This window comes from Streptomyces sp. NPDC007346, assembly GCF_040703535.1.
Classification (GTDB): Bacteria; Actinomycetota; Actinomycetes; order Streptomycetales; family Streptomycetaceae; genus Streptomyces.
On the sequence record NZ_JBEYKR010000066.1, the window covers coordinates 14912 to 39357 of the forward strand.

The 24446-nt window shown below is 70.6% G+C and carries 23 protein-coding genes; 10 read left to right on the forward strand and 13 right to left on the reverse strand.

Annotated elements, in window-relative coordinates; genetic code table 11:
* Window positions 1–24: 24 nt before the first annotated feature.
* The 6 genes from AB0917_RS18760 (at window position 25) to AB0917_RS18785 (ending at window position 8079) form a co-directional block, all read left to right on the forward strand.
* Window positions 25–1785 carry an alpha/beta hydrolase gene (locus tag AB0917_RS18760; RefSeq protein ID WP_366820681.1) on the forward strand — a complete coding sequence of 587 codons (1761 nt, stop codon included), beginning with the start codon at window positions 25–27 and terminating at the stop codon, window positions 1783–1785.
* Window positions 1786–1865: 80 nt separating this feature from the next.
* Window positions 1866–2345 (forward strand): hypothetical protein, encoded by a 480-nt coding sequence (locus AB0917_RS18765; RefSeq protein ID WP_366820682.1) that lies wholly within the window; start codon window positions 1866–1868, stop codon window positions 2343–2345.
* A 232-nt stretch (window positions 2346–2577) separates the two neighbouring features.
* A complete protein-coding gene (locus AB0917_RS18770; RefSeq protein WP_366820683.1) occupies window positions 2578–5031 on the forward strand; it encodes an alpha/beta hydrolase in 2454 nt (817 codons plus the stop codon).
* A gap of 11 nt (window positions 5032–5042) precedes the next feature.
* Window positions 5043–5681: a hypothetical protein gene (locus tag AB0917_RS18775; protein ID WP_366820700.1), complete on the forward strand. Its 639-nt coding sequence runs from the start codon at window positions 5043–5045 to the stop codon at window positions 5679–5681.
* 148 nt (window positions 5682–5829) lie between these two features.
* A complete protein-coding gene (locus tag AB0917_RS18780; RefSeq protein ID WP_366820684.1) occupies window positions 5830–6960 on the forward strand; it encodes a bifunctional lytic transglycosylase/C40 family peptidase in 1131 nt (376 codons plus the stop codon).
* A 387-nt stretch (window positions 6961–7347) separates the two neighbouring features.
* Window positions 7348–8079 (forward strand): phosphatase PAP2 family protein, encoded by a 732-nt coding sequence (locus tag AB0917_RS18785; protein ID WP_366820685.1) that lies wholly within the window; start codon window positions 7348–7350, stop codon window positions 8077–8079.
* Between the two features lie 85 nt (window positions 8080–8164).
* Here the strand turns inward: AB0917_RS18785 and AB0917_RS18790 are convergent, their stop codons facing one another.
* Window positions 8165–8371 (reverse strand): hypothetical protein, encoded by a 207-nt coding sequence (locus AB0917_RS18790; RefSeq protein ID WP_366820702.1) that lies wholly within the window; start codon window positions 8369–8371, stop codon window positions 8165–8167.
* A 178-nt stretch (window positions 8372–8549) separates the two neighbouring features.
* On the opposite strand from AB0917_RS18790, the gene AB0917_RS18795 reads away from it, so the two are divergent.
* Both AB0917_RS18795 and AB0917_RS18800 read left to right on the forward strand, forming a co-directional pair.
* The gene (locus AB0917_RS18795; RefSeq protein ID WP_366820687.1) at window positions 8550–9410 is read left to right on the forward strand and encodes a hypothetical protein; all 861 of its coding nucleotides are present in this window, start codon (window positions 8550–8552) and stop codon (window positions 9408–9410) included.
* A gap of 355 nt (window positions 9411–9765) precedes the next feature.
* Entirely contained in the window at window positions 9766–10146 is a 381-nt protein-coding gene (locus AB0917_RS18800) for a hypothetical protein (RefSeq protein ID WP_366820703.1), read from the forward strand.
* A gap of 51 nt (window positions 10147–10197) precedes the next feature.
* On the opposite strand, the gene AB0917_RS18805 is transcribed toward AB0917_RS18800, so the two are convergent.
* Window positions 10198–10503, reverse strand: coding sequence for a metal-sensitive transcriptional regulator (locus AB0917_RS18805; RefSeq protein WP_175467283.1), 306 nt, complete (start codon window positions 10501–10503; stop codon window positions 10198–10200).
* Window positions 10504–11012: 509 nt separating this feature from the next.
* On the opposite strand from AB0917_RS18805, the gene AB0917_RS18810 reads away from it, so the two are divergent.
* Together AB0917_RS18810 and AB0917_RS18815 are read left to right on the forward strand one after the other, a co-directional pair.
* Complete coding sequence (locus AB0917_RS18810; RefSeq protein ID WP_015610166.1) at window positions 11013–11633, forward strand: DUF47 family protein; 621 nt, start codon at window positions 11013–11015, stop codon at window positions 11631–11633.
* 5 nt (window positions 11634–11638) lie between these two features.
* Window positions 11639–12637: an inorganic phosphate transporter gene (locus tag AB0917_RS18815; RefSeq protein WP_366820688.1), complete on the forward strand. Its 999-nt coding sequence runs from the start codon at window positions 11639–11641 to the stop codon at window positions 12635–12637.
* Between the two features lie 131 nt (window positions 12638–12768).
* On the opposite strand, the gene pstB is transcribed toward AB0917_RS18815, so the two are convergent.
* From pstB to AB0917_RS18870, 11 genes are all read right to left on the reverse strand, one after another.
* A complete protein-coding gene (gene pstB, locus AB0917_RS18820; protein WP_366820689.1) occupies window positions 12769–13545 on the reverse strand; it encodes a phosphate ABC transporter ATP-binding protein PstB in 777 nt (258 codons plus the stop codon).
* Between the two features lie 40 nt (window positions 13546–13585).
* The gene (pstA, locus tag AB0917_RS18825) at window positions 13586–14674 is read right to left on the reverse strand and encodes a phosphate ABC transporter permease PstA (protein ID WP_366820690.1); all 1089 of its coding nucleotides are present in this window, start codon (window positions 14672–14674) and stop codon (window positions 13586–13588) included.
* Entirely contained in the window at window positions 14671–15672 is a 1002-nt protein-coding gene (gene pstC / locus AB0917_RS18830; RefSeq protein WP_366820691.1) for a phosphate ABC transporter permease subunit PstC, read from the reverse strand. The genes pstA and pstC overlap by 4 nt, the downstream gene beginning before the upstream one ends.
* A gap of 272 nt (window positions 15673–15944) precedes the next feature.
* Window positions 15945–17081 carry a phosphate ABC transporter substrate-binding protein PstS gene (pstS, locus tag AB0917_RS18835; protein ID WP_366820692.1) on the reverse strand — a complete coding sequence of 379 codons (1137 nt, stop codon included), beginning with the start codon at window positions 17079–17081 and terminating at the stop codon, window positions 15945–15947.
* Between the two features lie 226 nt (window positions 17082–17307).
* Window positions 17308–17748, reverse strand: coding sequence for an NUDIX hydrolase (locus AB0917_RS18840; RefSeq protein WP_366820693.1), 441 nt, complete (start codon window positions 17746–17748; stop codon window positions 17308–17310).
* Window positions 17745–18878 (reverse strand): CHAD domain-containing protein, encoded by a 1134-nt coding sequence (locus AB0917_RS18845; RefSeq protein WP_366820694.1) that lies wholly within the window; start codon window positions 18876–18878, stop codon window positions 17745–17747. Before AB0917_RS18845 ends, AB0917_RS18840 begins: the two co-directional genes overlap by 4 nt.
* Window positions 18847–21099 (reverse strand): RNA degradosome polyphosphate kinase, encoded by a 2253-nt coding sequence (locus AB0917_RS18850; RefSeq protein ID WP_366820695.1) that lies wholly within the window; start codon window positions 21097–21099, stop codon window positions 18847–18849. The genes AB0917_RS18845 and AB0917_RS18850 overlap by 32 nt, the downstream gene beginning before the upstream one ends.
* A gap of 387 nt (window positions 21100–21486) precedes the next feature.
* Window positions 21487–22512 carry an ABC transporter permease gene (locus AB0917_RS18855; RefSeq protein WP_366820696.1) on the reverse strand — a complete coding sequence of 342 codons (1026 nt, stop codon included), beginning with the start codon at window positions 22510–22512 and terminating at the stop codon, window positions 21487–21489.
* Window positions 22509–23438, reverse strand: coding sequence for an ABC transporter ATP-binding protein (locus tag AB0917_RS18860; RefSeq protein WP_366820697.1), 930 nt, complete (start codon window positions 23436–23438; stop codon window positions 22509–22511). The genes AB0917_RS18855 and AB0917_RS18860 overlap by 4 nt, the downstream gene beginning before the upstream one ends.
* Window positions 23435–23869, reverse strand: a complete 435-nt coding sequence (locus tag AB0917_RS18865) for a GntR family transcriptional regulator (RefSeq protein ID WP_366820698.1) — start codon at window positions 23867–23869, stop codon at window positions 23435–23437. The genes AB0917_RS18860 and AB0917_RS18865 overlap by 4 nt, the downstream gene beginning before the upstream one ends.
* Before the next feature lie 154 nt (window positions 23870–24023).
* Window positions 24024–24347, reverse strand: coding sequence for a MerR family transcriptional regulator (locus tag AB0917_RS18870; RefSeq protein WP_366820699.1), 324 nt, complete (start codon window positions 24345–24347; stop codon window positions 24024–24026).
* Window positions 24348–24446 lie beyond the last annotated feature (99 nt).

Here is a 24446-nt window from a genome sequence, read left to right on the forward strand (position 1 = left end):
ACGTGGGCGAAGTTACGTGAGGTGATGTGCGCCGAGCTGGAGGAGGCGGCCGACGGGTGGGGCCGGGCCGGTAACCGGGCCGACGCCGCCCGGGACCGCATCGACACCCAGCTCGTCGACGACCTGCGGAGGACGCAGAAGGGCGAGGCGGCGCGGGCAGCGGTGAGGCGGTTGCGCCGGCTGTCGACGAACTTCCAGTACATCTATACGGAGTGCGGGCTGCTGCGAACCGCGCTGAACAGCCTGGCCCATGAGATCAAGGCCCAGCAGCGCGCTCTCCGGGAGGCGCTCGACGATGCGGCGGCCCTGAAGTTCACGGTGCACCCGGACGGCTCGGTGACGTACCCGGCGGCGGGGGAGGGCCTGGTCGACGGGAAGCCGCTGGCCGGCGGCAGGGCGTACGGGGTCCCCAATCCGGGTCTGGCCACCCCTTCCGGGCTCGTCGCACCCAACCCGAACGCCGCAAAGGCCCAGGACATCGCGGACCGGGTGGGCCGGGCGGTGCGCACGGCGGCCGATGTGGACTGGCGGTACGCGAAGATCCTGCGGGCGCTGAAGGCGGAGGACGGACTGAGCGTTCCGGCTGCGACGTGGACGGACGCGGCGGGTGATGCCGCTGCGGTGAGGCAGGCGGCGAGCGGGTACCTCAAGCAGGGGATCCCGCACGACGCGTCTCCGGCCGAGCGCAAGGCGTGGTGGGAAGGGCTGACGGATGAACAGCGCGAGGAGTACCTCGCGGTGTACCCGGACCAGATCGGCAACCTGGACGGGATCCCGGCCCTGGTCCGGGACGCGGCGAACCGGGACAACCTCCAGTTGCTGATGGGCAAGCTGGAGGGGCGGGACGACGCGGACGCGGTGACGAAGCTGGCGGCACTGCGGGAGATCGACCGGCAGCTGCGGGCGGTGCCGGAGCCGGGGGAACCGCCTATGTATCTGCTCGGTATCGGGGACCAGGGGAACGGGCGGGCGATTGTTTCGTATGGGGATCCGGATACGTCGAGGAATGTGGCGGCTTATGTTCCGGGGCTCAATACATCGCTAGATTTAGAATTTGCCAGGGGTGACCTCGGGCGGGCGCGCGATCTTGCTATCGCCTCGAATCGGCATGGGGAATCCACTGCCGCAATTACTTGGCTCGGATATGACGCACCGCAGTCACCGGACGGCTTGGGAACGCTTGCTGTTGCCGGTGGCGGCAGGGCTGAGGAGGGTGGACAGGCCTTCAGTGGGTTCATGGGCGGCCTTGCGGCGACCAATGAGCAGGCGGATCCGCATATGACAGCCATTGGCCACTCCTACGGTTCACGAACCGTGGGAGCAGCCACACAACGGGAGGGCGGAATTCCCGGCGTTGACGACATCGTGTTCGTGGGGAGCCCGGGGGTGGGTGTCGACAGTGCTGACGATCTGGGGGTGGGCAGGGAGCACGTCTTTGTCGGAGCGGCGTCCAACGACATCGTGACCAAACTTCCCACGAAGGAGCAGTTCGCTGTTGGTGCGGCCGAAATGCTGGTCGGTGGGCCCGCGGCTGCGTACTTCTTCGGCGACCTTGCCGACCCGGGGGACGATGATGTCTGGTTCGGTAAGGATCCGGCCAGCGAGTCTTTTGGGGCGAAAAGGTTTGAGGTGGGGGACGGTCCGCCTCTGGTCGGGCGAGGCGGGCTGTCCACGGAGGCACACTCGCAGTATTTCGATCCTGTGGCCGACAAGACTTCTGTAGACAACATGGCGTTAATCGTTGCAGGGCGTTCTCATATGGTCAGAATGGGGGACTCGCGTTGAGGGCCCGAGCTCGATCGACTTTTGTGACCCTTCTCTTGGGAGTCTTGCTTGTGGGGTGCGCTGGGACACGAGGCGATAGCATGAATATGCAGAGCGCAGCAGAACGTGCAGACGAAATTCTCGACGGTGTTCTCGCGGAGATTCAGCCGGATGTGCGCTGGGTGCACGGTCCGACGACAACGGGCAACTGCACGCTGACCCGGAGGAGGACGGTTATGACCGTCGTATCCGCTCAGCGGAGGGGCAGTCTTCTGGGTGTAGTAGACCGGTTTTGGCGAAAGAAGGGCTATCGCATGAGGGCGGTCAACAATCACGTGGATGCTCCTGCGATGTACGCGGAGACAAAGGACGGATTCGTGGTGAGTCTGATCGTCGCTGCCAAGGGGCAGGTGCACTTCGACGTAAACACTCCTTGTGTGAGCTACTCCGAGGTGGTCGATTCGACCAGCCAAGCCACCGCCCCACTCGACCCCGAGGCGAAGTTCATCCCTCGCCCCAACATCCACTCCGACTTCTGGTCGGCCGAGGCGCCGGAAGGTGGTGTGACATCCGGGCGGTGACTGGGGCAAGTTGGAGCAACTTGCCTTCCCTGTAGGGGGTTTGAGCCCTTCATTGGGTCCTGGGGCCCATGTCGGGGCCCCTGCCCGTGTGGTCGCATACGCGGAGTGACTGACCTGTCGCTGTGCCGACCACTCACGAGGTAGGGGACTGCCCTTGTCCGGCATACGAGGAAGTGCGGTTTCCGTCGGCGGCGATGTAAGCGCTGCCACCGTGGGGTCGGGTGGGCGATGCATGCCCCGGTCGCTGCAAGCGGTCCTGATCCTTGTTCAGCTGCTCTTCGTGGCCACGCTGGTGGGGGCGATCGGTGCTCTCTCGACGGCGTCCTCGGTGGATGCCGTGGACGGGCAGTTGCTCGGGTTACTGCTCTACGCCTCCTTACCCGGCATCAGTGCCTGCGTGCTGTCCCTGTACGTCCGCAGCGGTGGCGTCGGGGTCTGGCGCGGGCTCTTCGCCGTACAGGTGTGGTTCGTCCTCGGCGCGCTCGCTGAGCTGAGCGGTGGGGTCGGGGCGCAAGGGGGCGCGCGGCTGGCGCTGCCGGTGGCTGTCGCCGTGCTGCTGGTGAGGCCGGAGAGCCGGCGGTGGTTCCGGCTCGGGCCTGACGAACGGGCCGGGCAGCGGCCGTTCAGCCTGGCCCGGATGGTGAAGCTGCGCCGCGACGGTGGGCAGAGTGCGCTGGAGTACCTCGGGCTCGTGCTGGTGGTCGTCGCCCTCGTCGGTGCCATGACGGCCACCGGGATCGGGCGGCAGCTGACCGCGGAGATGCGCGCTGCCATCTGCTCTCTTACCGGCAGCTCGTGCCCTGCGTACGGTAGCGACGTCATCGCCGGTCCGGGGGGTGGTGGTGGCTTCGGCGATGACGGCTCGGGTGCCGATTTCTCTTCCTCTTCCGGTGCCGACGCTGATTCCAGTTCTGGTTCCGGGGGAGTCTCCGGGGCGGGGGGTGCTGGAGGGGGCGGTGACCCGGGCGGCACGGGTGGGAGCGATGGCGCCGGCGGTGCCTCCGGGGGTGGAGCGACTGGTGAGGCCGATGCCTTCACCACCTCTGGTGGTGGAGGTGGATCTGCCGGAGCCGATTCCTCCACTCGAGTCGACGCGGGTAGATCCGGCGGGACCGACGGCTCCAGCGGACCCAACGGCTCCAGCGGGCCCGACGGCTCCAGCGGGCCCGACGGCTCCAGTGGTTCCCATGGCTCCGGTGGCTCCGGTGGCTCCAGCGGACCCGATGGCTCCAACGTTCCCACTCCCTCCGCCGCCCCCGATGGCTCCACCACCCCCGGCTTCCTCGACGGTCTCCTCGGTGATGGGCTCGGGCGGGATCTCCAAGGCGTCGCCGATACCGTGCTCCGGCCCGTCGAGAGCGGGCGCCGCATCGCCGACCGGTGGGAGCGGGACTCCCGGGGCGCGCGTGACAAGTGGGGGCGCGGCGACTACGTCGGTGCCGCCTGGGAGTGGAACAAGGCCGTCGGTGGCGGGGGCGCCGGGCTCGGGCTGCCCGGGGCCGGGGCGCGGGTCGAGCAGCGGGTGCGGGAGGACGAGCGGCGGTACCTCGACGCGCGGATCCCGCAGAACGCCACCCCGCACCAGCGCAAGGCCTGGTGGGACGGGCTCACCCCGGAGCAGCGCGAGCGGTACATCGAGCTCGCCCCCGAGCGGATCGGGAACCTCGACGGCATCCCCGTCGCCGCCCGCGACGCCGCCAACCGGAAGAACCTGCCGGAGCTCATCCGGAAGCTGGAGGGCGTCGACACCGACAAGGCCCGCAAGCAGCTCGCCGGGCTCCGGGAGATCGACCGGCAGCTCAAGGAGAACGGGCAGCCGCCCATGTACCTCATCGGGATCGGCGATGAGGGGAACGGGCGTGCCATCGTGTCCTTCGGCAATCCGGATGCCTCGCAGCACGTGTCCGCGTACGTTCCCGGGCTCAACACCTCTCTCGACGAGGAGTTCGCCAAGAACGACATCGGGCGGGCCCGGGACACCGCGATCGGGGCGCAGGGGTACGACGAGTCCACGGCGTCCATCGTCTGGCTCGGCTACGACGCCCCGCAGCTGCCGGACGGCGACGGGGTGGCCGGGTACTTCGCCGTGATGGGGACGGCGCGGGCGGAGAAGGGCGGGGCCGCCTACCGCGACTTCATGGGCGGGATCGCCGCCACCAACGGCAACAAGGATCCCCATCTGACCGCCATCGGGCACTCCTACGGCTCCCGGACCGTCGGCGCCGCCGCGGCCGTACCGGGCGGGATACCGGGCGTCGACGACATCATCCTCGTCGGCAGCCCGGGGGTCGGGGTCGACCATGCCGTGGATCTCGGCGTCGGCAGCGAGCACGTCTTCGTGGGGGCCGCCGCCAACGACCCGGTGACCAAGCTGCCGTCCAAGACCCAGGTCGTGGTCGGCGGCATCGGGCTGGTCGTGGGCGGGCCCGGGGGCGCCTACCTCGCGGGGGATCTCGCCGATCCGGGGGACGACGACCTCTGGTTCGGGAAGGATCCGGCGAGCAAGGCGTTCGGTGCGCGGCGCTTCCCGGTGGCCGACGGGCCGCCGCTGGTCAGCGGCGGCGGTCTGAGTCTGGACGCGCACTCGAACTACTTCAGCCCGGAACGCGACGCCGTCTCCGCTGACAGCATCGCTCTGATCGTGTCGGGGCACTCGGACAGGCTCAAGATGGAGGAACCGAAGTGAGAGGTACCGACCTGAGGCGATCGTTCCCGGTCGTCGCGGTTGCCCTGGTCCTGGCCTGTGCCCTCGCCCTCTCCGGCTGCGGGAGCGAGGACGCGGCGAGCGGCAGCGGAAGTGGAAGCGGAAGCAGCAGCGGAAGTGGAAGCAGCAGCGGAAGTGGAAGTGGAAGTGGAAGCGTAGGGGGGAGCGCGAGCGGGGAGGCGGGGCGTATGGACATGCAGGAAGCCGCCGAGCGGTCCGACGCCATGCTGGACGCCGTCCTCGAAGCCGTCGACCCGGACCTTCAGTGGGCCCATGGGCCCACCACCACCCGGGCCTGCGGGGTGACCCGTCGGCGGGCCGTCATGACCGTCGTCTCCGCCGACCGGCGCCAGACCTTCCTGGACCGGGCGGAGGCCTTCTGGCGGAAGAGCTCCTACCGGATCAAGGCCGTCAACAAGGACGAGGTGTTCCCGGCCGTCTACGCGGTCACGGAGGCGGGGTTCGGTGTGAGCGTCTCCTTCCGGGGGAAGGGGCAGGCCTTTCTGGAGGCGGACAGCCCCTGTGTGAAGGAGTCGAAGGTGGCCCCTCCCACCGCCGAGCCGAACGGGCCCGCTTATGAAGGCGTCTATCCGTTGCCGCGGCCCGACGTCCGCTCCGATTTCTGGTCGTAGTCAGGCACCTGATGTGCCGTGACCCGCGGTGCTGATGAGCCGCCACCGCCCCCGTGTGCTTCGGATGCGCCGGTGGTGTGCCGCGGATGACTCGTACACACCGTCGAAAACACCCTTGAACCGTTCCCCGATGGGGGATGGTTGAGGGGTGCGGAAATTCTGGGTCTTCGGTGGCATCGGCGTGGGCATGGCGGCGGCCTTCATGGCGTTGCTCCTCGTCGGTACGTACTCGGCCGCCGCCGGTCTCGCCGGGGCGGGCGGCGGTGGTGCCGTCGCGCTCGCCAAGGGGGCGGTGCCGGCGCGGTTCCAGCCGCTGGTCCAGAAGTGGGGCAACCTCTGTCCCGCCATCAACCCGGCCCTGCTCGCCGCGCAGTTGTACCAGGAGAGCGGCTGGAACCCGAAGGCGCAGAGCCACGCCGCCGCGCAGGGCATCGCCCAGTTCATCCCCGGCACCTGGGCCAGCCACGGCATCGACGGCAACAACGACGGGAAGCGGGACGTCTGGGACCCGGCCGACGCGATCCCCTCGGCCGCTTCGTACGACTGCGAGCTCGCCGGGTACGTGAAGAAGGTGCCGGGCGACCCGACGGACAACATGCTGGCCGCCTACAACGCCGGCGCCTACGCGGTGATCAAGTACGGCGGCGTGCCTCCTTATAAGGAGACGCAGAACTACGTAAAGATCATTCGTTCGCTGGAGAAGAGCTTCGCCCGGCCCGTCGGCCGCGTCGCGCCCTCCCGGCAGGCGGCAGGGGCCATCTACTTCGCGCAGAAGAAGCTCGGTACGCCGTATCTGTGGGGTGGCAACGGGACGCCCGAGCAGCAGGGGCGGTTCGACTGTTCGGGGCTGACCCAGGCGGCGTACCGGACCGTGGGCATCGAGCTGCCGCGCGTCGCCAACGACCAGTACAACGCAGGGCCGCACCCCTCACGGGACGAGCTGCTCCCGGGGGACCTGGTGTTCTTCTCCGACGATCTGACCAATTCGCGGGCCATTCGGCACGTCGGGCTGTATGTCGGGGGCGGATACATGATCAACGCGCCCTTCACGGGGGCCGTCATCCGGTTCGACAAGATCGATACGCCGGACTACTTCGGTGCGACGCGGGTCACCAAGGACGGCGCCGCGGCCCTGCCGACGGATCTGCCCAAGGATCTGCCCAAGGACCTGCCGGCGGAGCCGTCGTCGGACCCGTCCCCGGACTCGCCGTCGGACCCGTCCTCGGACCCGACCCAGGACTCGTCCCCGGACCCGACCCCGGACCCGTCGTCGGAGTGACGGATGTCTCCAGAGTTCACACCGGGGCCCCCGCAGGGCTCTTCAGGCTCTCTCCGCTGATCTCCTTCGCGCAGGCGGGGGCCGTGCGCACAGGCCGAGGGCGGGGCCCGGTGGGGCTGACGGGGAGTCGGCTGTGGCCGGAACTCTCCGTGAAGCCTGGGCCCTGAGCTGCGACGACCAGTCACTCTTCGATAACGTCATGGTGATCTTTCGGTGGAGAGCGGAACGCGGGCGGGCGCCGGGCCGTTCCCTGGGACAGGGACGGCATGCGCACGCACCACGCGTACGCAGGAACGGGACCGCACCGACCACGGGGGTTCGACCACGGCGGCGCGCACGGACGCGCGTCGCCACAGAAGAAGCAGACAAGGCAAGGGGCCGCAGCAGATGGCTGGACTCGAACGCGAAGGGTCGAACCCGGACGTCAGTCTGCTCTACGACATCAACGGGCTGGCGAAGGCCGCTCCGGCCTGGTTCGACCGGGTCATGGAGTTCGTCGGTGAGTACGGGACCATGTTCGGCCTCGTCCTGGTGGGCCTCTGGTGCTGGTGGAGCATGCGCAAGCGCGGGAGCGCCGACGACTCGGTGACGACGGTCGCCGCGCTCGTCTGGGCGCCGCTCGCCGCCGCGCTCGCCGTCGTGATCAACATCCCGATCCGTGGCTTCGTCGAACGGCCACGCCCGTTCAACGACCACGAAGGGCTCGAGGTCCTGATCCACGGCAAGACGGACTACTCCTTCGTCAGCGACCACTCCACCCTCGCCATGGCCCTCGCCGTCGGTATCTTCGTGGCCAACCGGAAGTTCGGCTTCGTCGCGCTCGGCCTCGCGCTCTTCGCGGGCGTCAGCCGTATCTACATGGGCGTCCACTACCCGACCGACGTGATCGGCGGATTCGCTCTCGGCACGGCCGTCGCCCTGCTGCTGGCACCGCTCGCGATGGCCCTGCTGACCCCGCTGATGGCGGCGATCTACCGCTCCGACCGGGTCGGCTGGATCGTCCGGTCGAAGAAGGCGGACGCGGCGTACGCCGAGGAGCACGGGGACGCGCGGGAGATCCCCGAGCCGCGGCCGGGCACCGGGCGCGGCAACCCGGGCGAGAAGGACCTCGCCGCCTGATCGCCCGACGCGACGCTCACACGATCCCCCAGGTGCTCCGAGCACCTGGGGGATCGTGCTGTTTCAGGCCATGTCCTCTGCGGGATCAGGACGCGTCGAGGTGTTCGGCGGCGTCCGTGCGTGCCCGGTCCCGCGATCTGCGCGCCGGGCCCGACCAGCCGCAGGTGCAGCGGGCCAGGCAGAACGAGCCGCGCTCGATCGTCGTGGTGCGGTGCTCCGCAGCGGGTGGTGGGGGGCACGAAAGCAGGTGCGGGGCCATGGTGCGGGCTGGGGCGGAGGGTTCCTCGTGCACCCGACCCACGGTACTGGGGGAGGCCCCCGAATGGGTGCCTGCGCCGGACATCCCCCGGGCCCGGCCGGGGGCGCGCCGGGCCCTTCGCGGTGGGGCGGCGTGACGGGGGACGCCGGTAGTCGTTATGCGGGGCGGGCGAGGGCTCGGTCGGGTGGCAGTCGTTGGGGGTTGGCAGGCGATGGTGGTGCAGCACTACAGGGACGGAGGCGGGGCCCGCGCTGCCCGCGCCCTCGCCGTGGCCGGAGTGATCGCGGTCACCGCCGGATGCGTCGGCGGGGACGGGGGAAGCGGCGGGAGCGACGGCTCCGGGCAGCGCGCCGTGGCCGCGGAGCGCCCGCTCGACGCGCTCGGCCGGGCCGCCGACGTACTCGCCGAGACGGGTGGCGCGGAGGCCCGTACGTCGATGGAGACGGCGGCCGGCGGGACGCGGGTGACGATCCGGGGGCAGGGTACGTACGACTTCCGCAAGCAGATGGGGCGGCTCAAAGTGGTGCTCCCCACGGACGCGGCCGGCGCGGACGACCACCGGCCGATCACCGAGCTGCTGGCGCCGGGCGCGCTCTACATGAAGAACCGCGGCGCCGGCGTCCCCGACGACAAGTGGGTCAGGATCGACACGACCGCCCTCAAGGACGGCAACCTCGTCACCGGCGGGGTCACCGATCCGATGGCCGCCGCCGAACTGCTGCGCGGGGCCGGCGATGTGACGTATGTGGGGAAGTCGGAGCTGGCCGGGGTGACGGTGCATCACTACCGGGGCGTCGCCGACCTGAACCGTGCGGCGCGGGCCGCGTCGCCGCAGTCGCGCGGGGCGCTGAGCGCGGCGGCGAAAGGGTTCAGCAAGGACTCCGTCCCGTTCGACGCCTACCTCGACGAGGAGGGCCGGCTGCGGAAGGTCCGCCACCGCTTCAGCTTCGCCTCCGAGGGGCCGGAGGTGTCGGTGGTCTCGACGCTGCTGCTGTACGGGTTCGGGGTGCCGGTCACCGTGACGCTGCCGGACGAGGACGACATCTACACGGGGGAGATCCGGCAGGGCTGAGTGGGTCTACACGGGGGAGCCGGCAGGGCTGAGCGGTGGTCCTTCCTGGGGCGGCCTTGCGGCGGTCCCTCCTGGGGCGGCCTTCCTGAGGCGGTCCTCCCGGTCGGCCCCTCCTGAGGCGGCCTTCCTGAGGTGGCCCTGAGCGGAGGGCACGGGCAGGGTGGCGCGGGCGGAGTGGCGCAAGAGGAGCGGGACGGGAGGAGTGGGGCGGCAGGGGCCGGTTGGGAGGGGTGCTAAATGGTCCGTCCGTGCCATGCGCGGTGCGTATCGCGCTCCCTAGGCTAGGAAGCCGGTGCGCCAAGAGACCGGCGAGAGGCCGGCGATGGGTCGGCGACGGCAGAGAAAGGTGACGCAGGTGGTGACGATCAGCGCTCCGAACGCTCAGGACTACGTGGCCCTCGCCGAGATCGAGCTGTGTGGCGAGCTGATGATCGCGGCCTCGACGGCGCGTGAGGAACGCCTCAGTTCCGACCGTATCGACGAAGTGCTCAACGTCAAGGCCGACGGCGTGGGTGATGTCGACGGCGTACGCGATGTCGGCCCGGTGCGCGTACGCGATGTGGAGGGCGTGCGCGATGTCCACCGCGTACGCGACGGCAGGGGCGAAATGCCCGGCGTGAGAGGCGGAACGCCCAGCGCCAAAGGCGCAGCGTCCGGCGTGAGAGGCGCAGCGTCCGGCGTCAGAGGCGTGGAGGCGTGGGCGGCCGTCCCCCGGCAGGCCGCCCACCGGGGCTGACGTCTCCGGAGCCCCGCCCCTCCCGCCCCGCTTGCTCCGCCTGACCCGGCTTCACGTCCGCAGCAGCCGGGCGATCGCCTTCGTGGCCTCCTCGACCTTCGCGTCGATCTCCTCGCCGCCCTTGACCGCCGCGTCGGCGACGCAGTGGCGCAGGTGCTCCTCCAGCAGCTGGAGGGCGAAGGACTGCAAGGCCTTGGTGGAGGCCGAGACCTGGGTGAGTATGTCGATGCAGTAGACGTCCTCGTCGACCATGCGCTGGAGGCCGCGGATCTGGCCCTCGATCCGGCGCAGCCGCTTGAGGTGCTCGTCCTTCTGGTGGTGGTAGCCGTGGATGCCGCGGTCGTGGTCGGTCACGATCCCCTCGGCACCGACAGGCGCCGAGGCGGTCGCGGATGCGGCTGCCGGTGCGTTCGTCGCCGACGCGGCTGCCGGTGCGTTCGTCGACGGAACGGCTGCCGGTGCGGTCACCGCCGCGTTCGTGGCCCCGCCCGTGGTCGCGCCCGTGGTCGCCGCAGGGACCCCCGCCGGTTCAGACCCCGCTCCCGCGCCCGCGCCCGTGGTTTCGGTGGTGGTCATCTGCGTCCTCCCGTTGTCCTCGTGCGAGCTGGTCCAGCCCGCTACGGCGTGCTCTGGCCTGATGTGGCCGGTGGTGCCGATGACCGCCGGCCGTTGACGCCGTAGGCCCGCCTACCTGACCCTGATATACCCCTGCCGGGTATATCGTAACGAATCCGGCGGAAACGTGACCGGGGCCCGGTGCTGATACCCGTTCTCCATGGGCGACACTGAAGAACGCCGGTTAGCCGTGGCCGGATGATGCGCCTAGCATCAGCCTGACCGAATCCAAAGCATCCCGAGGACCCCACGTGCGCTTTCGTCTGACCCCCAGGGAGACGAGCTTCTACGACATGTTCTCCGCGTCTGCGGACAACATTGTCACGGGCTCGAAACTCCTGATGGAACTGCTCGGGGCGGATTCTGCCTCCCGAGTCGAGATCGCGGAGCGTATGCGGGCAGCGGAGCACGCGGGGGACGACGCCACCCACGCGATCTTCCACCAGCTGAACTCCTCCTTCATCACGCCGTTCGACCGTGAGGACATCTACAAGCTGGCGTCCTCGCTCGACGACATCATGGACTTCATGGAGGAGGCCGTCGACCTGGTCGTCCTCTACCAGGTGCAGGAGCTCCCCAAAGGTGTCGAGCAGCAGATCGAGGTGCTGGCCCGTGCGGCGGAGCTGACCGCCGAGGCCATGCCGGGGCTGCGGACCATGGCCAACCTCACCGAGTACTGGATCGAGATCAACCGCCTGGAGAACCAGGCCGATCAGGTCCACCGCAAGCTGCTGGCCCAGCTCTTCAACGGCAAGTACGACGCCATGGAGGTGCTGAAGCTGAAGCAGATCGTGGACGTGCTGGAAGAGGCGGCTGACGCGTTCGAGCACGTCGCCAACACCGTGGAGACCATCGCGGTCAAGGAGTCCTGAACCTCGTGGACACCTTTGCGCTGATCGTGACCATCGGTGTCGCGCTCGGCTTCACGTATACGAACGGCTTCCACGACTCCGCGAACGCCATCGCCACCTCGGTCTCCACCCGGGCGCTGACCCCGCGTGCGGCTCTGGCGATGGCCGCGGTGATGAACCTCGCCGGCGCCTTCCTGGGCCAGGGGGTCGCCAAGACCGTCAGCGAAGGCCTGATCGCCACGCCCGTGGGGCAGAAGGGGATGGGCATCCTGTTCGCGGCGCTGGTCGGCGCGATCATCTGGAACCTCATCACCTGGTACTACGGTCTCCCCTCCTCGTCCTCGCACGCCTTGTTCGGCGGCATGGTCGGGGCGGCGCTGGCCGGCGGTACGGACGTGATCTGGTCCGGGGTGCTGGAGAAGGTCGTCATCCCGATGTTCCTCTCCCCGTTCGTCGGTCTGATCGCCGGCTATCTGGTGATGGTCGGCATCATGTGGATGTTCCGGAAGGCCAACCCGCACAAGGCCAAGCGCGGCTTCCGGATCGCGCAGACGGTCTCGGCGGCGGCCATGGCGCTCGGCCACGGCCTCCAGGACGCGCAGAAGACGATGGGCATCGTGGTGATGGCCCTGGTCATCGCCGACATCGAGGGTCCCAACGACGAGATCCCGGTCTGGGTCAAGATCGCCTGTGCGCTGATGCTCTCCCTCGGTACGTACGCGGGCGGCTGGCGCATCATGCGGACGCTCGGCCGGAAGATCATCGAGCTGGACCCGCCGCAGGGCTTCGCCGCCGAGACGACCGGCGCGTCGATCATGTTCGGTTCGGCGTTCCTGTTCCACGCCCCGATCTCCACGACGCACGTCATCACCTCCGCGATCATGGGCGTCGGCGCCACGAAGCGCGTGAACGCCGTGCGCTGGGGCGTCGCGAAGAACATCATCCTCGGCTGGTTCATCACCATGCCGGCCGCTGCGCTGGTCGCGGCGCTGAGCTACGGCGCGGTGCTGCTGCTCTTCGGCTGAGCCGACGAGCCGGCCGCGTATGCCGTACGTACGTGGGTCCGCCCCCGTTCTCCGAGGAGAGCGGGGGCGGACCCTTTCGCCTTGTGGTGGCACCGCCATGCAGCACCGCAAGGCCGTATGGGGGCAACGGCTCAGCCGAAGCGGCCCGAGATGTAGTCCTCCGTGGCCTGGACCGACGGGTTGGAGAAGATCCGCTCCGTCTCGTCGATCTCGATGAGCCGGCCGGGCTTGCCGACCGCCGCGAGGTTGAAGAACGCGGTGCGGTCCGAGACGCGGGCCGCCTGCTGCATGTTGTGCGTCACGATGACGATCGTGAAGCGCTCCTTCAGCTCGCCTATCAGGTCCTCGATGGCGAGGGTCGAGATCGGGTCGAGCGCCGAGCACGGCTCGTCCATCAGCAGGACCTGCGGCTCGACCGCGATGGCGCGGGCGATGCACAGGCGCTGCTGCTGGCCGCCGGAGAGGCCGGAGCCGGGCTTGTTGAGGCGGTCCTTGACCTCGTTCCAGAGGTTCGCGCCGCGCAGGGACTTCTCCACGACGTCGTTGAGCTCGCTCTTGCGGTAGCTGCCGTTGAGCCGCAGGCCCGCCGCCACGTTGTCGAAGATCGACATGGTGGGGAAGGGGTTGGGGCGCTGGAAGACCATGCCGACCGTGCGGCGCACGGTGACCGGGTCGACGTTCGAGGCGTACAGGTTCTCGTCGTCCAGCAGCACCTTGCCCTCGACGCGGCCGCCGGGGGTGACCTCGTGCATCCGGTTCAGGGTGCGCAGGAAGGTGGACTTGCCGCAGCCGGACGGGCCGATGAAGGCGGTCACGGAGCGGGGCTCCACGGTCATCGAGATGTCCTCGATGGCCCGGTGGCTGCCGTAGTAGGCGGTGAGGCCGCTGATGTCGATGCGCTTGGCCATGGTGAATCACTGCTTCTTTCGGAGGTCGCTGATGGCCGCGTCAGCGACCGGTCTTCGGGGCCTTCCAGCGGGCGATTCCGCGGGCCACGAGGTTGAGGATCATGACGAAGGCGATCAGTACCAGGGCCGCCGCCCAGGCGCGGTCGTACGAGGCGGTCTCGCCGATTTTGTACTGCTCGTAGATGTAGAACGGCAGCGAGGACTGGGCGCCTTCGAAGGGGTTCGCGTTGATCAGCTGGCTGCCGAAGACCAGCAGGATGATCGGGGCGGTCTCACCGGCGATACGGGCGATGGCCAGCATGACGCCGGTGGTGATGCCGCCGATCGCGGTCGGCAGGACCACCTTCAGGATCGTGCGCCACTTCGGGATGCCGAGGGCGAGCGAGGCCTCGCGGAGCTCGTTGGGGACGAGCTTGAGCATCTCCTCGGTGGAGCGGACCACGACCGGGATCATCAGGATCGTCAGGGCGAGCGCGCCCATCAGGCCGGAGGGCTGGAGCTCGAAGATCAGCATGATCGACAGGATGAAGAGACCGGCCACGATGGACGGGATGCCCGTCATCACGTCGACGAAGAACGTGACGGCCTTGGCGAGGGCGCCCTTGCCGTACTCGACCAGGTAGACGGCGGTCAGCAGGCCGAGCGGGGCCGAGAGCACGGTGGCGATGCCGACCTGCTCCAGGGTGCCGATCAGCGCGTGGTAGACGCCGCCACTGGCCTCGGAGCCGAGCACACCGGCCATGGAGTGGGTGAGGAAGTAGCCGTCCAGGCGCTCGGCGCCACGGCTGACGGTCGTCCACAGCAGGGAGGCCAGCGGGATGACCGCCATGAGGAAGCAGACCCAGACGATGCTGGTGGCCAGGCGGTCCTTGGCCTGGCGCTGGTTCTCCACGACGGTGGTGGCGACGTACGAGATCGCCAGGAAGAACAGCGCGGCGATCATGCCCCACTGCACCTTGCTGTGCCAGCCGGCGGCGAGGCCGAGACCGACGGCGAGCGCGATCGATACGACGGCGAAGGCGACGGGGGCCAGGCGCGGCAGCGACCTGCTGCTCAGGCCGGACTTCGGCCCGCGGGGGCCGGTGGGCGGCGTCGGGCGTTCCTGGACGGCGGTGGATGCGTGGCTCATGCGTTGGCCCCCGAGTACTCCTTGCGGCGGGCGATGATGAGCCGGGCCGCGCCGTTGACCAGCAGGGTGAGGACGAAGAGGACGAGGCCCGAGGCGATCAGGGCGTCGCGCCCGAACTCGTCGGCCTCGCCGAACTTGGCCGCGATGTTCTGCGCGAACGTCCCGCCGCCCGGGTTGAGCACGTGCAGCGAGATGATGAAGCTCGGGGAGAGGACCGTGGCCACGGCCATCGTCTCGCCGAGCGCGCGGCCGAGGCCGAGCATCGAGGCGGAGATGATGCCGGAGCGGCCGAAGGGCAGCACCGAGAGGCGGATGACCTCCCAGCGGGTGGCGCCCAGGGCGAGGGCGGCCTCCTCGTTCATCTTCGGGACCTGGAGGAACACCTCGCGGCTGACGCTGGTCACGATCGGCAGGATCATGATGGCGAGCAGCACGCCGACGGTGAAGAGGGAGCGGGCGACGCCGACCTCGGTCTTCTCGAAGATGTACGTCCAGCCGAAGAACTGGTCGAGCCAGAGGTTCAGGCCCTCCATGTACGGCACCAGGACGAGGGCGCCCCAGATGCCGTAGACGATGCTCGGTACGGCGGCGAGCAGGTCGACGACGTACGCGATGGGGGCGGCCAGCTTGCGCGGCGCGTAGTGCGAGATGAACAGCGCGATGCCGACAGCGATCGGAACCGCGATGACCATCGCGATGATCGAGCTGACGACCGTGCCGAAGAGCAGGACGGCGATGCCGAAGACCGGCGGGTCACCGGCCGGGTTCCAGTCGAAGGTGGTGAGGAAGTTGCCCTCGTCCTTCGAGATGGCGATGGCGGCCCGGTAGCTGAGGAAGACGGCGATCGACGCCATGATCACGAGCAGCAGGATGCCCGAGCCACGGGAGAGGCCCACGAAGACCTTGTCGCCCGCGCGCCCGGTGGTCTTGGCGAGCGTGACCCGTTCCGGGGGTGCCGGCGGGGCCGGTGGTGTGTCTGTCGGTGTGGTGGAAGCCATGGTCTTTCCGGTCTGTGTGGGGGAGCCGGGGGCTCCCCTGGCGGCGGTGCACCGGATGGTCGGGCGGCGGGCCGGTCCGGAGGGGTGCGCCGGGCCGGCCTGCCGGGTGTCGCGTGCCGTACGGGGGTCCGGCGGTGTGGTGCTCGCCGGGTGCCCCGTACGGGGCGGCGGGTGCGGGGGGCGGCGCCGTCGTGCGCGCCTGGTGCCCCCGTGCGGGCGGGTGCGGGGCCGGCGGGGTCGTGCGTGCCGGGTGCCCCGTACCGCGGGGGTCGTTACGAGAGGCCGTTGATGGTCTCGCGGACCTTCGCGTTGATCTCGGCCGGGATCGGGGCGTAGCCCGCCTCGGTCAGGATCTTCTGGCCGTCGTCGGAGGCGGCGTAGGAGAGGAAGGACTTGACGGTGTCGAGCGTCTCGGCCTTGTTGCCGCTGTCGCAGACGACCTCGTACGTGACCAGGACCAGCGGGTAGGCGCCCTCGGCCTGGGTGGTGTAGTCGAGCTCCAGGGCCAGGTCCTTGCCGGTGCCCGTGACCTTGGCGGCGGCGATGGCCTTGGAGGCGTTCTCGGAGGTGGCCTCGGCGGGGGCGGAGCCGCCGTTGTCGATGGCGACCGTGGAGATGCCCTGGGACTTGGCGTAGGAGAGCTCGAAGTAGCCGATCGCGCCGTCGACCTGCTTCACCTGGGCGGCGATGCCGGACGAGTTGGACGCGGCCTGGCCGCCGGGGGCGGGCCACTTCTTCTCGGCCTCGTACTTCCAGTCCTTCGGGGCGGCGGCGCCGAGGTACTTGCCGAGGTTCTGCGTGGTGCCGGAGTCCTCGGAGCGGTGGAAGGCCTGGATGGCCTTGTCCGGCAGGTCGACGCCGTCGTTGAGCTTGGCGATGGCCGGGTCGTTCCACTTCTTGATCTTCGTGTCGAAGATCTTGGCGAGGGTCGGGGCGTCCAGCGTGAGCTTGTCGACACCCTCCAGGTGGTAACCGATGGCGACCGGGCCGCCGACCATCGGGAGGTTGATGCCCTGGCCGGTCTTGCAGGACTTCTTCGACTCGGCGACCTCTTCCGGCTTCAGCGCGGAGTCGGAGCCGGCGAAGCCCACGGTGCCCTGGTTGAAGGCGACGATGCCCTCACCGGAGGAGGAGGAGTTGTAGTTGATCTCCACGCCGGAACAGGCGGCCATGTAGTTCTTGACCCAGAGGTCCATGGCGTTCTTCTGTGCGCTGGAGCCGGAGGCGCGGAGCTGGCCCTTGGCGTTGCCGCAGTCGATGCTCGACGCCGCGGTGGTCTTGTCGCCCGTGCCGGGGGTGGACCCGCCGGTGTTGTCGTCCGAACCGCACGCCGTGAGGACCAGGGCGCCGGAGACGGCGAGGGCACCGAGCGCGGTGGCACGAAGCCGGTTCTTGCGCTGAAGCTTCACTTTCGGGTGTTCCTTCCAGGAGCCGCCGTGGTCTGTTCGTTCTACGGCGGCGTGCGATGAGGAGGGTTGCTGCGGCTTGGCGCCGCGCACCGTGTACGTCCGAAATTAGGCAGAACAGGTGAAGCCGCCTACGGGGGAGGGTGAACGGCAGGTGAACCGTGTCGGGCAGGCGGGGGTGGGCGGGCCCCGGCGGTGGCCGGTTCCCCCTCCGGCGGCGGTGGCCGGTTCACGCCGCGGGCAGGGCGTCGAGCAGCGCGGTGAGCTGCTCGCGGTCGCGCGGCTGGGTGAGGCGGGTACGGGCCGCCCCCGGGGAGAGCCACAGGAGGCGGTCCACCTCGTCGTTGGCCTCGAAGGCGCCGCCCGTCGCCTCGGCGGCCCAGTAGGCGACCTCCTTGGGGCGGCCGTCGACGAGGTACCGGGCGGTGGGGAGCCGGCCGCCCGGGGCGCAGTGGTGGCCGGTCTCCTCCAGGACCTCCCGTACGGCGGCGGCGAGCGGGCCCTCGCCGCGCTTCAGCTTGCCCTTGGGGAAGGACCAGTCGTCGTAGCGGGGGCGGTGGACGAGGCACACCTCCACCCCGCCGCCGTCCGGGGTGCGGCGCCACAGGACGCATCCCGCGGCGAGGACGGTGTGCTCCTCGGTGCGGTGGTGCTCCCCGGGCCCGCTCACGGGGCCGTCATGGCCGCCGCGTACGGCCAGGTCTCCCGGAACACCGCCCGCGCGGACTCCACCTCGTGGCGCTGGTCGGCGTGGAGTACCCCGAGGGCGTACGCGGTGGCCGGGGCGATGCGTGGGGTGCGGGCCGCCGCTGCCGCCGCCGTGGCCGCCTCGGAGGCGTCCCGGTGCAGGTCCAGGGCGTGCCCGGCGACGGTGAGGACCGGGTCGGCGGCGCCGAGGACGACCTCGTGGGCGTACCGGTGCAGCCGCAGCAGCAGGCGGGCCTGGTGCCACGGCGCGTCCTGCGCCTCGTTGTACGGCTCCGGCGACTCGTCGGGCGGCAGCTCCGCCACCGCCTTGATCAGCCGTTGCTCGGCACGTTCGGCGGGCTCCAGGAGCGCCTCGGCCCCCCGGCCCGTGGTGCCCGGGGCCAGCGGGACCTCGGAGGCGAGCAGCGCCACGGCGTCGGCGACCGCGTGGAAGCGGGAGGAGCCGAGGGCCTGGAGCGCGGCGGAGTGGGCCCGGGTCCGGGCGAGGGTGAGCTGGCGCTCCAGCAGCGCCCCGGCCCGCGCCGCCCCGACGCCGAGCACGGCCCGGCCCTGGGCGTCGGGGGAGGCGGAGGCTTTCGCGCCGGCCCGCGCGGAGGGCTTGGCGCCGCGGGCCGCCGGGAGGGCGGAGCCCGAGAGCTGGTGCAGGGCGTCGACCAGGCGGGTGAGCCGGCCGGCGTACGCGTGTTCGCGGGCGAGGGTGCCGGAGAGCCAGGCCAGTTCCGTACGGAGGTGGTCGGCCCAGACCGGGTCGAGGAGGTTGCGGAAGGTGTGGAGGGAGCCGCTGATGCGCCGGGCCGAGCGGCGCAGCGCACGGGCCGCGGCCTCCGCTCCCTGGCCGCCCGCGTCCGAGGGGGCGCTGTGCTCGCGGTGCAGGCGCAGGCTGCGCAGGAAGTCCGCGGCCTGCCCCCGGAGGTAGGGCGCGAGCACGGCCTCGGCGCTCACGCCGTCGTCGGGGCGGGGCGGGGCGGCGGGGGGCCGGGAGGGGCTCCGGGGCGGGCCCTCCGGGCTCCCGTTCTCCGGGCCTTCGTCCGTGGCGGGCGGCCGGGTCGTCGTCTGGTGGTCAGGGCGTCGCACGCCTGCGCCTCCGGGCATCGATGAGCATTTCCTGGACGTGCCGCAGCGGCTGTCCCTCCGCGTCCGTGGCGTGCCGGGTCCAGTTGCCGTCGGGGCCCAGGTGCCAGGAAGAGGTGGTGTCGGCCATACCGGTCTCCAGGAGTCGGCTGAGTGCGGCGCGGTGGGCGGGGTCGGTGACCCGGACGAGGGCTTCGATCCGGCGGTCGAGGTTGCGGTGCATCATGTCGGCGCTGCCGAACCACACCTCGGGCTCGCCGCCGTTGCCGAAGGAGAAGATCCGGGAGTGTTCGAGGAAGCGGCCGAGTACGGAGCGGACCCGGATGTTCTCCGAGAGCCCGGCGACCCCGGGGCGGATCGCGCAGATCCCGCGCACCCAGATGTCGACGGGCACGCCCGCCTGGGCGGCCCGGTAGCAGGCGTCGATGATCGCTTCGTCGACCATCGAGTTGACCTTGATCCGTACGTAGGCGGGGCGCCCGGCGCGGTGGTGGGCGACCTCCTTGTTGATCCGGGCGATCAGTCCGTCCCGCAGCGACTTCGGTGCGACCAGGAGGCGGCGGTAGGTCTCGCGGCGGGAGTAGCCGGAGAGCCGGTTGAACAGGTCGGAGAGGTCCGCCCCGACCTGCGGATCCGCCGTGAGCAGGCCGAGGTCCTCGTAGAGCCTGGCGGTCTTGGGGTGGTAGTTGCCGGTGCCGACGTGGGAGTAGCGGCGCAGCGTGTCGCCCTCCTGGCGGACGACGAGCGAGAGCTTGCAGTGGGTCTTCAGCCCGACGAGCCCGTACACGACATGGCAGCCCGCCTCCTCCAGCTTGCGGGCCCACTTGATGTTGGCCTGCTCGTCGAAGCGGGCCTTGATCTCGACGAGGACGAGGACCTGCTTGCCGGACTCGGCGGCGTCGATGAGGGCGTCGACTATCGGGGAGTCGCCGGAGGTGCGGTACAGCGTCTGCTTGATGGCCAGCACGTCCGGGTCGCCCGCCGCCTGCTCCAGGAACGCCTGGACGGAGGTGGAGAACGAGTCGTACGGGTGGTGGAGCAGGACGTCCCGCTCGCGCAGGGCGGCGAAGATGTCGGGCGCGGAGGCGGACTCCACCTCGGCCAGGTCCCGGTGGGTGCCCGCGATGAACTTCGGGTACTTCAGCTCCGGCCGGTCCAGCGAGGCGATGGCGAAGAGGCCGGTCAGGTCGAGGGGGCCGGGCAGCGGGTAGACCTCCGCGTCGGACACCTTCAGCTCGCGGACCAGCAGGTCCAGGACGTACGGGTCGATGGACTCCTCGACCTCCAGGCGGACCGGCGGGCCGAAGCGGCGCCGCATGAGCTCCTTCTCCAGCGCCTGGAGCAGGTTCTCCGCGTCGTCCTCCTCGACCTCCAGGTCCTCGTTCCTGGTGACCCGGAACATGTGGTGCGCCAGCACCTCCATCCCCGGGAACAGCTCCTCCAGGTGGGCCGCGATGACGTCCTCTATGGGCACGTACCGCTGCGGGGACGCCTCCAGGAAGCGGGTCAGCAGCGGCGGGACCTTGACCCGGGCGAAGTGGCGGTGGCCGCTGACCGGGTTGCGGACGACGACGGCGAGGTTGAGCGAGAGCCCGGAGATGTACGGGAAGGGGTGCGCGGGGTCGACGGCCAGCGGGGTCAGGACCGGGAAGACGCGCTGCCGGAAGAAGGTGAACAGGCGGGCCTGCTCCTTCTCGGTCAGATCCGGCCACCGGATCAGCTGGATCGACTCGTCGGAGAGGGCCGGGGCGATGTCCTGCTGGAAGCAGGCGGCGTGCCGGGCCATGAGCTCGCGCGAACGGGTCCAGATCAGGTCGAGCACCTCGCGGGGCTGGAGGCCGGAGGCGGAGCGGGTGGCGACGCCGGTGGCGATGCGGCGCTTGAGGCCGGCCACCCGGACCATGAAGAACTCGTCCAGGTTCGAGGCGAAGATGGCGAGGAAGTTGGCCCGCTCCAGGATCGGGGTCGTCGGGTCCTCGGCCAGCTCCAGGACGCGCTCGTTGAAGGCGAGCCAGCTGCGCTCGCGGTCCAGGAAGCGGCCCTGGGGCAGCTCGTCGCCGTCCCGGTCGGGCTCGTACGCGTCCGCGTCGGCGTCGAGATCGGGGCCCAGATCGGCGGCGGTGGAGAAGCCGACGTTGCTGGAGGAGGAGTGCGCGACGGCGTGCGGCCGGTGCGCGGCGAGGGAGCCGACGGACGGCTGGACGGACGGGACCGGGACCTCGGAGCTGGGCTGCTGGCTCATGAACCCATTGTTCCGCGTGGAGGGCGAAGCAGTCGCGTCGGAGCCGGGAAAGATCGCGGAAGGCCCGGGAAACCCGAGGTCTCGGCCGGGGGCGCGTCCGGGGTCCCGGCCGGGGTGGCCGGTGGAGGCGTTACCCCGCCCGCTCCGGTCGCGGCGGGGGGCTGGCAGAGCTGGCTGCATCCCGTGAGGGTCGCAAGGGTGTCTGAATGGCTGGTAACGGAGACATGACGTACAGGAAGCGGTGTGCCTGCGGGTCGGTCGCGCGGTGACGGTGCGTGTGCGCCGCCGAGGCCCCGGCCTCGCGCGGGGCCGGCACGCTGATCGCCGTCCGGGCCCACCCCTCGTGGGGCCCGGACGGCGAGGTGTGCGGCCGGTACCGGCCCGGGGTCAGCCGTGCAGGCGGCGCAGGACCCGGAAGGCGGCGAAGGCGGCGAGAGCGGCGAGAGCGAGCAGGATGCCGGTCTCGACGAGCTGGAGGGGCCAGAAGTGGGCGGCGGGGTGGTAGTCGGTGAAGTGGGTGACACCGCCCCGTGCGGTCATGCAGTCGACCGCGCCCGGGGCGTCGAAGGACGAGTCGCAGTCACGCCAGAGCAGCTTCTCGCCGGAGGCGGTGAGCATCCCCGACTCGGTCACCCAGCTGCCGCTGCCGGGGTACCCGCGGCCGAGGAGCCGGTCGGCCGGCCACAGCATCCAGCGGCGGATGCCGAAGCCGGTCATGACCACGCCGAGCACGACGGCGGTGACGGCCATGGACAGGAGCATGCGGCGGATCAGCACGGCACACAGGGCGCCGACCGCCACACCGAGCAGCACGTAACCGATGGCGACGGGTCCGATGCCCGGGAAGACGCTGTCGCTGAACCAGGCGAGACCGGACGCGTACGGGTTGGCCCGGATCTCGTTCCAGCCCCAGCGGTAGACGAGACAGAGCACGGAGATTCCGGCGACGCCCAGGGCGGCGGGCACGGCGAGCCGGGCCGCCAGCCACCGGGCGGGGGAGACCGACTGGGCCCACGCCATCCTGAACGTGCCGTTCTCCAGCTCGCGGGCGACCAGCGGACCTGCCACGAAGGCGCCGAGGAGGCCGGCCAGCAGCAGGATGGCCGTTCCGCCGCCGGAGAGGAGGCTCTCGGACGCGTTCTGCGCGGTGGTGATGACGTACATGTCGTCGTCGTCGCACGCGGCCACATTCTCGGCGGGGCACCGCTGGACGGCGACCCACAGGAGCAGAGCGGCCACGATGCCGATGCCGAGGACCAGGATCGCCCCCGCCGCCCACAGGCTCCGCCGGTGCACGCGCAGGAGCACCCGGACGGACCCGCGCAGGGAGGTGGAGGACGGTCCGGCGTCGCCGGGCTCCGGCGGAGCTGGCGGGTTCGGAGAACCGGGAGAGGGCAGGGTGCCGGCGCTCATGCGGAGCCCACCGCCTCACGGCCCAGGCCTGCCCCGGAGGCCCCGGTCGACGCGCTCGGGGTGAGTAGCGGCGGGGCGTCCGGGGAGCGGAGGTGGGCGAGCAGGAGATCCTCCAGGGAGGGTTCCGTGACGGCCCAGAGGGTCTCGTCCACGGGGCCCTCTTTCCGTACGAGAGCGGTGAGCTGACGTCCCGTCGTACGGGATTCGACGACGGTGTGCGGGGCCAGTTCACGGCCGGCCTGGCCGGTGAGCAGGGCGTGCGCGCCCACGATGTCCTCGGCCTCGCCGCCGAGCCGGGCGCGACCGCCGTCGATGAACAGCAGGAAGTCGCAGGCGCCCTCCAGCTCGGTGAGGATGTGCGAGGACATCACGATGGTGGTGCCGTACTCGGCGTTCTCCGCCATCAGCAGGCCCATCAGCTCGTGGCGGGCGAGCGGGTCGAGGTCGGCCATCGGCTCGTCCAGCAGCATGAGTTCGGGCCGCTTGCCGAGCGCGAGGGCCAGGGCGAGGCGGGTGCGCTGCCCGCCGGAGAGCGTACGGACGCGGGCGCCCTGCGGCAGCTTCCCGGCGACGCGGTCGGCGGTGGCGCGGTCCCAGCGCCCGGGGTTCAGCTCGCCGCCGGACCACAGCGTGTCGGCCACGGTGAGCTGCGGGTACAGGGGCTTGTCCTGCGGGACGTAGGCGATGCGGTCGCGTACGGCGGCGGGGTCGGCGGAGCCGAGGACGGTCAGGGACCCGGCGCTCGGCCGGGCCAGTCCGGCCGCCAGGTTCAACAGGGTGGACTTCCCCGCCCCGTTGGGGCCGACCAGGGCGCACACCCGCCCGGCCGGGAGGCGGAAGGAGCAGCCGTCCAGGGCCTGGCGCGCACCCCCTCGGCGCCCGTAGGTCATGGCGAGGCCCTGGGCCTCGATCGCAGCACCGGTCATCTGTCCTGGTCCCCCTTGTGCGTGCTGTCGAGCCTGTACGTGCTGTCCAGTACGGCCGTGAAGAGCGCGCTGACGTCGTCCTTCTCCAGCCCGGCCGACCGTGCCCGGCGGGCCCAGTCGGCGAGTTCGGTGCGCAGCGGCGAGTCGGAGGCGGAGGCCTCGGCCGCGCCGCCGAGCGTCCTGCGGACGAAGGTGCCGAGCCCGCGCCGCGCCTCGACGAGGCCTTCGCGCTCCAGCTCCCGGTACGCCTTGAGGACGGTGTTCGGGTTGATGGCGGTGGCTTCGACGACCTCGCGGGCGGTGGGCAGCCGGTCCCCCGGCTCCAGCACGCCCAGGCGCAGGGCCTGTTTCGTCTGCTGGACGATCTGGAGGTAGGTGGCGACGCCGCTGCGCCGGTCGATGCGGAACTCGACCGCGGCGGATTCTGCCATGTGCACCACCCTTTCACTAATTGAGTAGTGAAAGGGTGGACCAAAGGAGGGGCGGCGTCAAATGACGCCGCCCCTGTACGTGTGGGGTGAGGCTTGCCGAGTGGGGCCGAGGGCCACCGTGCCCGCGCGGGGGTCTGCCGCGTGGGGCCGGGGCCTACCGCGCCCGCGCGGAGCGCAGTTCCTCGTTGATGCGCTGGGCCTCTTCGAGCTGGTCCTCGAGGATGACGATGCGGCAGGCATCCTCGATCTTGGTGCCCTGGTCCACGAGCTCCCGGGCGCGCGCGGCGATGCGCAGCTGGTAGCGGGAGTAGCGGCGGTGGCCGCCTTCGGAGCGCAGGGGGGTGATCAGGCGGTTCTCGCCGAGTGCGCGGAGGAAGGCGGGCGAGGTGGAGAGCATCTCGGCGGCCCGGCCCATGGTGTAGGCGGGGTAGTCGTCGTCGTCCAGGTTGTCGGTGGGGCGGGTACCGCTAGGGGGCATAGCACCTCTTCTTTCGGGGGCACGCGAGGGCGCGCGAAGATCCGGCCCAGGTTGCGCAGGTCGGTGTAGGTGTCGTCCAGGCTCGCCGGCGGGCGCTTC